The organism is Corynebacterium callunae (assembly GCF_046592015.1).
In the GTDB taxonomy this organism is placed as follows: Bacteria; Actinomycetota; Actinomycetes; order Mycobacteriales; family Mycobacteriaceae; genus Corynebacterium; species Corynebacterium callunae_A.
Window position 1 is genome coordinate 201,857 of the sequence record NZ_JAWVOB010000003.1, and the last position, 12,036, is coordinate 213,892.

Here is a 12,036-nt window from a genome sequence, read left to right on the forward strand (position 1 = left end):
AACCCTTAAAGGGGCAAATACGCTATCGAGGCCTTCCCCCAGCCATCAGCTAGCGCTGGTAGTCTGTTTCACCCAATGGCATAGGATCGGGGTTAAGGACCACCCAGGCGGTTGCCAAACGTGGCAAAACATCAATCTCTTCTGGTGTGGGATCACCCTTGCGAACAGCCTTAACGGCCACGGAGAGTTCCTCTGCCTGCGAACTTTTTAGCGGAGTGCCCTGGGAAGTGATGGACAATAATGCTTTGGCCATCTTCTTAAAATCCTTGTCCCAGTTTTGGCCACCATTGTCATGAAATTCATTGGACACGCGGCCTGCAATGCGGATTGCCTCACCTTGGAGGGACTTTGCTTTTCCTACTGCTGGAACCAGGAAGTCATATCCTGCAATGAATCTTTCCTGCCAGGTTTTGCCTGGGAGCTTAATTTTGCTGACGCCATCGTGGCGAACTGGAGTATTGGCGCGTAGTTGCTCTGGAATATCAAAGTGGTCATAGAGCCAGACCATATCTTCGGCGGCTTTATCTACGCTTTCCTGGTCGTAGTCTTCGCGTATATCTTCAAACTGCTCGCCGAGACGAATGATACGTTCCTGGGCTTCCCGAATCTCATCCTCGGTAAAGTCACTGCCTTTGAGCATTTTGACGGTTCTAGACACCTCGGATATTCGAGATACCTCGGCATGGCGAATAACTTCCATCAACGGTGAATGCCCATCATTGGTACGGGAGCTTGGATCGGCTCCGGCGTCGATAAGCTTTTTTAGTTTTTTGGGAAAGAGAACGGCGCCGTAGGCAACCGACTCGCCTTCGTTATTTACGGCGCAGACATCGGCGCCATAATCTATGAGGAAGTCAGTGTTGAGGTTTTTTTCCTGGGCGTGGATGTGTAATGGAGTATCGCCTGCTTCATTGCGAACATCAACGTCAAGGCCTTGTTTGAGGAGCCAGATCTTATATTCTTCGGGAACTTCTGGCATATGTAATGCCGTATCGCCATGCCGATTTTTGGCATCGAGGGCACGCTCCGCAAAGACCTCCTTGAATGCGTCAAAATCGCCGGACTCGACGATTCTGTCAAAATTCCTGGGAAGCTTGTCTTTAAGCTTGCGGGGCATGTCTCTCCTGAAACCGTGGTTTATTCTTAAGTTATTTTATTCTACGGTGTCTCAGGGGTATTCAGCACTCGGTATAGCCTCCAATTAGGTTGAGTATCGCCCTTATTGGGAAATTCCATCTCTAGGGTAGCGATGCGGCTTCCAGTGTCATAGAGCTCTGGATAGCGCAATGCAATTGGATCAATGAGGGCACCATCGTCGACTTCGGCTGCCAAAATATAACGCACCCCATAACCTGAAGGGTCATTGATCCTTTCCACGTAATCAAGATCTGATTGAATGGCAAACTGCTTTTGGTTTTCAGACGCAGTTATCACTGCGAATGCTCGCGCAGCCGACACCAGCACTTCGCCCTCTCCGAGATTGAGATTATCCAAATAATCAGCAACATCTTTTTCAGTGGAGAAATCTTTGAGCACTCGAATGCGTGCACTTTGATCTTCTAATGATCCCCTATCCAGGCCCGGAATAGCCTGTTGAATGGCAAACTCCTGCGGTGCCCACTGCTGAGATTTCATAGCAAAACCAGTAAATACCGTGCTAGCCAGAACCACAAGGAACATGAGTTCAAGAAACCAGGCTGGTGGGTTTTTGGCGATGGAGCGTTCCCTGAAGGTCGCGCCCGGGCGCAGTGAAGGAAACCTATCACCAGGTGAAACAATTTGTATATAAAGAACTAGGGTCAGCGGAATAGCCATAATGAAAAACCGCATCATGCCAAAGGTGGACCCCGTTGCATGGGAGAAAATTTGGAATCCCAAGACGGTGAGCATGAGCACCATAGGGAAAACGGGCTCAAGGTCATGGCGTCGAAAAGCAAACCAGGAGGCGACAAGAATCAGAAGTGGTAATGCGGGAGAAACCAAAAATGTTCGAATTATGGCATCGCTTAAAAGACTCAGTCCACCAGAAGTACCACCCGCTTGAGCAATTAGAGAGCTATTGCCGTACACAGAACTAAATTGGGCAAGCAAGTCACCGGTGGTCAACCAGCTAGCCACCGTCCAAGTGAGGAATGTAATGCCAATGGGCCAGACCAGCACTAACATGTCCAGAGAAGCGAAAGCAGCGACATCTCCAAATTTACGACGCCGGCGCGCACTCCAAGCCATAAATCCCACAACAAGCGCGGCTACGAAAGCCATGACCAAACCGTCATAACGTGCAAGGAAGGTAATAACCAGCGCAAATCCGGATTTAATAAGATCGTGAACATCATCGGTGGAAGTCCAGCGGATGAGCCTACGGGTTGCCCAGAGCGTGCCAAAAATAAACGGCGCTTCACTCATTCCCACAGATCCATAGAGGACAATCATCGGGTTTAACGCAAAGAGGAGGGTTGCAATAATAGCCAAGCGCCCAGGAGCACCACGCTCGGAAGCAATCATCCAGAACTCACGCACGGCTCCTGCCATAAAAAGGATGGAGACTATAGCTCCAGCCAAACCGGTTCGCGCAACTTCCGGGAAAAGTGGCGCAAAAGCAACAAAAGGCAGCTGTGCCACAGTGGTTAAGGGCGTAAACACATACCCCATTGCAGAGAGGTTGGGGTTACGGGAATACAACACCGAAAGCGCATTTTGGGTACGCGAAAGGGCATCGCCAAAATAGTACTGGACATCAACTGCTAGCCACCAGGCCACAGTGAAGTACACAATCGCGGCAAACACAAACCATAGGTTTTCCGCTGTTTTGCCGCCTAGGCGAAGTGAGTAATCCTTAAGTAAAGAAGTCGGCAGTGCCGGCGAAAGCCTGGCAAACCTTAAACGACCCGAATCTTTTTTCATTCTTCCAACCCGTGTGCAGTCTTCTCCCAATAGGAGGGGCGGGTAATCAGCTGCCACGTTCCTTTAAGCGCGGCAATACTCATCAGTAACCAATAAATAGGAAATGTAAGCACGCCAAGTACCAAGAAAGGATCACGTCCTTCACGGCATCCAATGAGGTTCATATACATGGTTGCGGCATTACCAATCACCAAACAAATCAATGCTGGGTAATAGACCAAAGGCGGGAACATCTCCGCGATTGTTACTGGTTGACCCAAGACCCATGTCAAGGAGAGATACCAAAACAGCAGGTTAAGTACTGCAATGATAGGGGTTCCCGCCATCAAGAAGGTAAATCTAATAGCCGGAACAATCCCCAGTTCCCTGACCAACCAACGTGGTCGGCGCATGTATACCAACCAGGTTTGCAAATAGCCCTTGTACCAGCGGGAACGCTGACGCAACCAGTTAATGGTATCGGAGTTTGCTTCCTCCCAAGTCACTGAATCTAACACCGCTGTGGTGTGACCTTTTGCTGCAATACGGACACCCAGATCGGCATCCTCGGTAACGTTAAAGGGATCCCAAGCACCAAGTTCCTTCAACACCGACGTCAGCAGATGGTTGGAGGTTCCGCCTAGTGGCACTGGCGCATTCATCCGCATCACACCAGGCAGCAAGAAGTTAAACCACACGTCATATTCAATGGTGAACCACATGGTCAGCAGGTTTTGGCGACCATTTCTAAAGGCCAAGCGCGATTGAATGCATGCAGTCTCAGGTGCGGATCGTTCAAATGCTGCCACTACTCGTCTCAGCTGCAAGGGATCCGGCATATCCTCGGCATCAAAAATAGTTACAATCTCACCGGTGGAAAAATGCAGACCATAATTACAAGCCTTTGGCTTGGTGCGTGGTTCCGCAGCCGGCACCTTCAAAATCATAGCTACCTGTTCGACATGGGCAGCCTCTGCCGCTGCAATAGTAGGCAGATCGTCCTCTTCCAAAAGCAAGAGCACCTGGAGTAGGTGTTTGGGATAGTCAAAAGACCGCATGGAATCCAACAATTGCCCAATAACTTCTGGTTCACCATACGCAGGAACCAAGACGGTATAAGTTTTTAGCCGTTCATCTGGAATGGCTAAAGCTTCCTCATCAGAGATACGCAAAATGGAATCTGCCCTAATGCCACGGAGAAACATAATGAGGCGATCCCAGAGCGTAATCAAATACATAAAGGTACAGACTGCGGCTACAAATACCAGTGCCACCTTTGGCGCGAAAATCAAGGTGAGCACAAATATCGCTACACCAATAAAGAAGCTATATTTTTGCCCCTTGGTAAAAGCAATGGCTGCAGATAGCAGGGGGTCTTTAACTCTCAAGCCATCAATGGCATCAGCAAGCGCTTCTTTCTTTTGTTCTGGCGTTGCGTCAATGGGCAAGATAACGGAGTGTCTAACAGCATCTTGACTCATGAGTGCTCCATTTCTGCTTGTACAATTCCCTGTGCCACTTCGGTAACGAGACCCAAATCTTTAAGCTCAGGGTTTTGTACCCTTGTCACTGCATTTCCGCGGAAGAGAACCGTCAACACCTGAATAAACATTCTCGGAACAGAAGGCACAAGTTGAGGAAATTTTGCTTCTGGACGGTGATCATCAACCGCAATAACGGTGACCTTTTCGGTAGTGCCATCTCCCCTTCGCCATTCAAAAACTAATTTTGTATAGCTCAAGAAGTCTGTCTCATCGAGAACTTCATAAACCTGGCCCGTAATTCCATAGCCAAGATCAACATCTTGATAGTCAGAACGCCTACCGCTAAGAGTTGAGTAAAGAGTCTCATTACCAAAAGTACGAGCCTGATAGCTGGCCTTGGTACGCAGAGAATCCACCATGACGGTTCTATTACGGCCGTCCGAATCCCATTCGGGGTTGTATTCTCGTGCTACAACTCGCTGGCGCAGCAGGGTGGAGTTGGGTCCAAAGAATCGGCTTGCCCAGGGATATTCCGTCGCTCCCACGACTTCCCAATCCCTGGAAACCTGCATACCTGGTGCAGATGCAGTTTGGGGACCTGCTTGTGGGAACTCCATTACGTATTGAAAGCCCGGGACCGGAAAGTATGCAAGCACTAAAGTTACCACCACAATAATGCCCAAGGCAGGCTTAGTATTTTTTACAGTGGGTTCGCGACGGTGAATCATCCATTGACGCAGATCGCCTCTTGTTGACAATAGGACCACCGTAATTAAGGCCAAAATAATTGGAATATGCACGAGGTATCGAGAGCCATTGGTGGCAAAATACATTGCTGCGGCAAAAATTAGCCCAAACCCAAAGTTTAAAAGGCCGAAATAAATTGATTGCACCACGTCACGATTCGAAGCAACCATTACGGCCAATGACATGCCAATAATCTCGGCCGTTGTGGTTCCCCAATAGCCGTTACCAAATGCCACTGAGACCATTAGAAATACCGGTGCGTTATAGCAAAAGAGCAAAATCCAGCCAGGGCCGTAGTTGAGAGTGGAACGCATACCAAAAATCAATCCACAGACGCCGAAGGCCAGAACAATCATGGCGAGGTAGTCCAGGCGTAAAATCGACTCCCATTCCAAAAAACGTGGGAGAAGCTGTGCCTTAATGGTAATTGCGAGGAGGACGGCAAGCCCGCCAATAATATAGTCAACCTCGCGATCATGAATATTGAGGGCACGAGCGCGCTTCCGATCCAAGCCCACAAAAAGCACAAAAGACATCATGAGCACCAGCACTGAGTAGCCTGCTGCACCAACTCTTAGACCATAGGCAAGCAATCGAAAAGTATCGGCAAAGCCAATGCCGATACAGGCTATAACTACCAATGCGCGCAACAGATATATCCGCCGGCTTGAGTCAATCATCTTGGCGTTGCCGGTGGAAGGTGACTCGGACTTTGAGGGCCTAAATCTATTTACAATGCTTATCATTTAAGGCTCCACCTGGCTTTGTAGAATCCACTCACTAAGATCTCTGATCTCATTAAGCTTTATGTTTTGCAGCATTCCGCTTTTTGTTCAGCTTTTTATTCCGCTGCGAAATACCAATCGTGATAGCAACAATGGCGGCAACAATAAACAGCCCGATTCCAACCGCAATTCCAATCGGACCTGCACTCAGTGAAGAATTTGGGGCATCGACCGTGCTGAGGTCAATGGGTTCACGGTCCAACACTTGTACAACCACGTCACCGTTGAGGGAAGTCCAACGGCTCTTATCCGCGTCCAGCCAGTCCAGAAGGCCGTCCAATTGACGGACGTTATCGGGAGAGGATGCCACCACAATGATCCGATTATTGGATTGATCCCATACCGCCTGCAAAGAGCCAGAAACCAAGTTCGCATTGGACTGCAGCGACCTTGTCAGCTGAGTATTATCGGCATTTTGGGCATTTTTGCTGGTCACTTCCAAAGACACACCAGATTGGTTGAGGTAGGTCGGGATCTGATCAACTTTATGGCCTGTAGCATCAACAAATACAGTTGGGTTCTTACTGTCCACTGCACTATCCCAGTCCACTACAACAGGGCGGATACGCTGAGAGCTCAAGGACTGAATACCCATGACAATCTCCACAGCGCGGGAGAGATTACTTGCACTGCCCTCTGACATTGCCACATCAACACTGGGTTGGAAGGCCTGTGGCAAGGCGTTAAATCCGCTTTGTACGGGAGTAGCCGAGGTTTTGGACGTTATCAGGCTATTGGAATCAATAGTGAGACCAATGGGCTGGGTATTTCCGCAGGAAATCTCACCGGTGCTCTTGTACCGGACCACAATCTCGTTGTAGCGACTAATTAGTTCACCAGGCACTTCAAATTTACGGTCAAATACACCTGAGTTATCTGGGGTAAAAACGTCCAACACGGTATCGCCAAGGCTAAAAGAGATTTGCCCGCTGTTTTTGTCAGGTTGCGGGGTGTAGGTTCCCTTAATCTGCAGTTTTAGCCCGGCGGAAAAGGTCTCCAAACGAGACCTTTCGATTCCCAAAGGAATCGAGGCAAAACCAACACCTTCGGAGCTAAATTGGGTAATTCCCAATTCGCTGAGGCTGGCAATATTTGTAGCCAGGTTAGGTACATCGCCAAAACCTGCGGCCGTTACTTGGGTATCTACGGCCAAGGGCAGCATTGCGTCGGTAAGCAAACGCGCTTGATCGTATAAAGCGTCGCCGGTACCGGAAAGCTTGAGGAACGCATTGTCTGCGCCAGCATTAATCAGCTCAGTTGTTGCGGTGTCAGGAGAATCAACAAGCACAATTTGGCGCTCAAAATCCCCCGGGGCAACCGCCGGCGATTCGCTTCCTTCTGGCAGCGCCTGTACATCAATGTCAACGCCTGAGCTACGGTATGCCGATCCTAGAGAGGTCGCAATTTCCAATGCGGATTCTTGAAGCGATGTGGAGGGTTGCGCGGGAGTATAAATGGTCAGATTGCGCAGCACTGTGGGAAAGAAATCTGCAACAACTCCAGGATTTATGGTCACTCCCGTAAATTGCACCCGTGGATCCAGCAAGGTGGTTTGGCTTTCCTCAACACACCACTCATTACCAACCACATCCATAACAACACGCAGGCTCATATCCACGCGTCCATCCACAATTGGAACATCCCTTAAAGGAATGTTCACAGGGGCCAAGGCATCTTGAGGCACAATGGGAATTGATGCCAGCATCCTGTCAGCGGAATAAAGCTCCAGATGACCACCAGAATACTCAGCAGGCACTTGCAAGGTTCCACTCAAAAATTCGGGAATAACGCCCGCAGGAACCTTAAAACCAATGGGAATTTCCGTGGTACGGCCAGGGAAATTAACAGTTGCCCCTGCCCCCAATTCTGAAAGGCCAAGATTCGGATTCACCGTGCCAGCATGTGCAATCGCCGGTGCCAGAGTCCCAAAAAGGAGTGAACCTAAAAGCGAGAGAGTAGTGGCTGATTTCACAACCGAGGACTTTGAGAAGATCATGTTTCACCTATTTGACCAGAGCCTTTGATGCAGATGCGCACCATTGTCATGTCAAGGACTCAACAATCTTTTCAAGCCCTTAATATGTGCAAAATTCTACTCATAAAATCTCTTTAATACTCGCTAACTAAATTTTTTATAATACTAGTGTATTTAATTTAATTTCACCATTTTAGACTTAGCAGCACATGCGCTTCACACCCCGCCGCAAGCTCGGCGCCGCCAGACGCTTTTCGACGAACCCCTCACCCCCGAATCGCTTTAACCACAACTAAACAAACTCTGTTGTACAAAATCCAAGGGGGCTAGGGTTATGCAAGTGAGTTTAAGAGACTATTTTGCCGATACCCGCCCCTTTAAAAACCCTGCTTTTAAACGCCTCTGGCTGGGCAATGTTGCCACGGTACTGGGCGCACAATTAACAGTTGTCGCAGTACCTGTGCAGATTTATCAAATTACCGGATCCTCGGCTTATGTCGGCTTGACCGGCCTTTTTGGCCTGGTTCCACTAGTAATCTTCGGCCTTTATGGCGGTTCCATTGCCGACGCCTTTGATAAACGGATAGTCCTTATTATCACCACCATCGGTTTATGCCTGAGCACCGCAGGTTTTTGGCTGCTCACCCTTTTTGGCAATGAGAATATCTGGCTCCTATTGGCCACATTTTCCCTGCAACAAGCATTTTTTGCGGTAAACCAACCCACCCGCACAGCCATCTTGCGGCGCATCCTGCCCTTAGATCAATTAGCCTCAGCCACCTCATTAAATATGACTTTGATGCAAACCGGTGCGATTGTGGGGCCACTGATCGCTGGCGCATTAATCCCGCTTATCGGATTCCAATGGCTTTATTTCTTGGATATGGTCTCTATCATTCCTACCCTGTGGGCGGTCTGGACACTGCCGTCTATGAAGCCCGTTGGTGAGGTCATGAAAGCCGGTTTTGCCAGCGTGGTGGATGGTTTGAAATATCTAGCCACCCAGCCAGTGCTCATGATGGTGATGGTGCTTGACCTCATTGCCATGACCTTTGGCATGCCTCGCGCGCTCTATCCAGAAATTGCCGATATCAACTTTGGTGGCGGTGATGCCGGAGCCACCATGCTCGCTTTCCTTTATTCCTCCATGGCCTTGGGGGCGGTTTTGGGCGGAATTTTCTCCGGCTGGGTATCCCGAGTTTCACGCCAAGGCGTGGCGGTGTATTGGTGCATCATTGCTTGGGGCGCTGCAGTAGCTGTGGGTGGCGCAGCCATTTTGCTCAGCCCCGGTCGCGTCACTATTTGGGCCTGGATGTTTATTCTCATGATGGTCATCGGCGGCATGGCCGATATGTTTAGCTCCGCGGTGCGCAACGCAATCCTGCAACAATCCGCCGCCGAACATGTTCAGGGCCGCATACAGGGGGTGTGGATTATCGTCGTGGTGGGAGGACCCCGCCTGGCTGATGTCTTACATGGTTGGCTGGCCGAATCTTGGGGTGCTGGCTGGACCACACTTTGGGGTGGAGTGGCAGTTGTTGTACTTACCTTCCTCTGCATGATTGCAGTACCCAAATTTTGGAAATACCAACGTCCAGCTGGAATAGTAGAAAGCACTTCCGCGTAGCTGCTTAGCAAAATTTATGCTACTGGGCACCCAAGCCATGAAGATAGCTTGATAAGGGAAATATAATCCCTTTAAGCCGGTCTTATAGCTAAATTTTAGGTAATACATAGACTATGCAGTCTAGCCAAATCAACCCCTATTAGACAGCACTGTCTACGATTAGCTATTGTTTAATTCATGCCAAATCAGGCCCACTTCTCCGCGTCATTCGCCCGCCCCTCGACCCCGGCAGCAAAGTGCATGCACCATATCCGCCTCGGTCAACAGCTCATTCGCAATGAGCTCGTCGAGGCGACTGGTTTATCCCAGCCGACGGTAACCCGTGCAGTTACCGCACTTATGCAGGCCGGACTCGTGCAGGAGCGCCCCGATCTGACCCTCTCTTCCGGCCCTGGTCGCCCCAATATTCCTTTGGAATTGGCACCGAGCCCCTGGATTCATGCTGGTGTAGCCATTGGCACTAAGTCTTCTTATATCGCCCTTTTTGATACCAAGGGCCGTACCTTGCGCGATACGATATTGGAAAAATCAGCCATCGATTTGGATCCCGACACTTTTATCGAGCACCTCATGGCCGGAGTTAATCGCCTGACCACCGGAATTGAGCTGCCACTTGTTGGCATCGGCGTCGCAACCTCCGGCAAGGTCACCAATGCGGGCGTTGTTACCGCAAGCAACCTCGGTTGGGATGGCGTGGATATTGCCGGACGTCTGAACTACCAGTTCAGCGTGCCAGCCACTGTCGCATCCGCGATTCCGGCAATTGCCGCCTCAGAGCTGCAAGCCACTCCCCTGCCCCACCCGGATCAGCCAACACCTGTCACCTTAACTTTTTATGCTGATGACTCGGTCGGCGCTGCCTATAGCGATGACCTCGGCGTTCAGGTTCTGGGCCCGCTGGAAACCACCGGCGGTTCAGATTTGGATACCCTCGGCATGAGCCCCGAGGCAGCACTGAGCACCCAGGGATTCCTCAGCCGGGTATCCGACCAGGGAATTTACACCGAGAGCCTCGGCGAGCTGGTTAAGGTTGCGGAGAGCAACGATAAAGCTCGGAAGCTTCTCGACGACAGAGCCACGCTTTTGGCCCATGCTGCCGCCGTAGCAGCTCAGCAAAGGAAACCAGCCACTTTGGTGTTGGCAGGATCGGCTTTTACTGAGGATCCTAAGGGGCGTTCTGTTTTTGCGGCACAGCTTAAAAAGGAATATGACGCAGATATTGAACTGCGTCTGATTCCAACCCACCGCGAAAATGTGCGTGCTGCTGCACGTGCCGTGGCTTTGGATCGTTTGCTTAATGAGCCTTTGTCACTGGTTCCAAAAGCTAGCTAAAGCGCACCTCATCCAAGCTCAGTGCCTCTGAAAATGGGGCCTGAGCTTTAGAAATATCCACATATCTACCAGCATGTGGGATAAACGCCTGGCTCTGTTCGTCGTCAAGCGTCCGGCGGACTTTGGCCGGCACCCCGGCCGCTAAGCTCTGCGCCGGAATTTCTTGGCCCTCCAGCACCACTGCACCGGCGGCGATCAAGGAGCCCGCGCCAATTTTACTGCCGGAAAGCAACGCGGACTTCATTCCGATGAGGCTGCCATTTTCAACGGTGGCGCCGTGTACTAGCGCCAAATGCCCAATGGTGACATCATCTCCGAGGGTGCAGGGCGCACTGGCGTCAACGTGAAAGACGCAATTATCTTGCACATTGCTGCGCGCACCGATGGTGATTTTATTGACATCGCCACGCAACACAACGCCATAAAAAATGGAGGCATCGGGACCGATTTCAACATCGCCAATGATGGTGGCAGTCGGTGCGATCCAGGCGCTGCGGTGAATGCGCGGGGTTTTGCCATTAAAGGGCAGGATGAGGGGTCCGTTATTCATGGTTGAGATCCTTTTTGAGCTGCTCGATGGAAGTGAAAACCACAGCCTGCAGGCCTTCCTCGCGGGCAGCTTCCACATTGACCAAGCGATCATCGATAAACATGATCTCAGCTGCAGGAACGTTGAGGGCAGCTAGGGCTGCGTGGAAGGCTGCGGGTTCCGGCTTTGCGGCGCCGATATCGCAGGACAAAATCATCGCATCAAGCTGGTCCAGCCAGGCCGCATTGTGGTGCTTGACGATCTCCGCCAGGCCGTGGGGAATATTTGACAGGATTCCAATGCGGTGGCCTGCGTTTTTCAACTCCAACACAAACTCCACCATGGCTGGATCTGCTTCCTCAAGCCCCTGATAATCAGCAGAAATTGCCTCCTGAGGATCCAGGAATTCCAGCTGCGCCCGCAATTGGATCTGATTCCAATAGTTGATCTCATTAACCCGGCCAGCATCAAGATCAGGGCGCAGTTCCTCATACACTTCTTGTAATTTGGCTTCTTTGCCCTGCTCACCGACAGCTTTGAACACACGCTCGAGCTGCCCTGGCGCATCAAGTTTCAGCAGGACGCCATAAAGATCAAAAAGATAGGTCTGGGTTTTGCTCTGGGGGCTGGTCATGGCCGGAACTCCTCACCGTGAAAGCTTGCCGTGGCGCAAG

9 protein-coding genes are annotated in these 12,036 nt (G+C 50.6%); 2 read left to right on the plus strand and 7 right to left on the minus strand.

Going from position 1 to position 12,036, the window contains the following annotated elements; genetic code table 11:
* Positions 1–49 precede the first annotated feature (49 nt).
* Genes SFC07_RS05420 through SFC07_RS05440 form a run of 5 tightly spaced genes read right to left on the minus strand, consistent with a single transcriptional unit; the run spans position 50 to position 7,895 of the window.
* Complete coding sequence (locus SFC07_RS05420; protein ID WP_411207211.1) at positions 50–1,117, minus strand: ankyrin repeat domain-containing protein; 1,068 nt, start codon at positions 1,115–1,117, stop codon at positions 50–52.
* A 41-nt stretch (positions 1,118–1,158) separates the two neighbouring features.
* Positions 1,159–2,904, minus strand: a complete 1,746-nt coding sequence (locus SFC07_RS05425; RefSeq protein WP_411207212.1) for an ArnT family glycosyltransferase — start codon at positions 2,902–2,904, stop codon at positions 1,159–1,161.
* Complete coding sequence (locus SFC07_RS05430; RefSeq protein ID WP_411207213.1) at positions 2,901–4,364, minus strand: glycosyltransferase family 2 protein; 1,464 nt, start codon at positions 4,362–4,364, stop codon at positions 2,901–2,903. Before SFC07_RS05430 ends, SFC07_RS05425 begins: the two co-directional genes overlap by 4 nt.
* Positions 4,361–5,860, minus strand: coding sequence for a hypothetical protein (locus SFC07_RS05435; protein ID WP_411207214.1), 1,500 nt, complete (start codon positions 5,858–5,860; stop codon positions 4,361–4,363). Before SFC07_RS05435 ends, SFC07_RS05430 begins: the two co-directional genes overlap by 4 nt.
* A gap of 52 nt (positions 5,861–5,912) precedes the next feature.
* Positions 5,913–7,895 (minus strand): hypothetical protein, encoded by a 1,983-nt coding sequence (locus tag SFC07_RS05440; RefSeq protein WP_411207215.1) that lies wholly within the window; start codon positions 7,893–7,895, stop codon positions 5,913–5,915.
* Positions 7,896–8,214: 319 nt separating this feature from the next.
* Here SFC07_RS05440 and SFC07_RS05445 point away from each other — a divergent pair, with 319 nt between their 5' ends.
* Both SFC07_RS05445 and SFC07_RS05450 read left to right on the plus strand, forming a co-directional pair.
* Complete coding sequence (locus SFC07_RS05445; protein ID WP_411207216.1) at positions 8,215–9,501, plus strand: MFS transporter; 1,287 nt, start codon at positions 8,215–8,217, stop codon at positions 9,499–9,501.
* A gap of 177 nt (positions 9,502–9,678) precedes the next feature.
* Positions 9,679–10,833, plus strand: a complete 1,155-nt coding sequence (locus SFC07_RS05450) for an ROK family protein (RefSeq protein WP_411207217.1) — start codon at positions 9,679–9,681, stop codon at positions 10,831–10,833.
* Here the strand turns inward: SFC07_RS05450 and SFC07_RS05455 are convergent.
* Both SFC07_RS05455 and SFC07_RS05460 read right to left on the minus strand, forming a co-directional pair.
* Positions 10,826–11,383 carry a gamma carbonic anhydrase family protein gene (locus SFC07_RS05455; RefSeq protein WP_411207218.1) on the minus strand — a complete coding sequence of 186 codons (558 nt, stop codon included), beginning with the start codon at positions 11,381–11,383 and terminating at the stop codon, positions 10,826–10,828. The genes SFC07_RS05450 and SFC07_RS05455 overlap by 8 nt on opposite strands.
* On the minus strand, positions 11,376–11,996 hold the full coding sequence (locus SFC07_RS05460) for an HAD family hydrolase (RefSeq protein WP_411207219.1): 621 nt from the start codon (positions 11,994–11,996) through the stop codon (positions 11,376–11,378). The genes SFC07_RS05455 and SFC07_RS05460 overlap by 8 nt, the downstream gene beginning before the upstream one ends.
* Positions 11,997–12,036 lie beyond the last annotated feature (40 nt).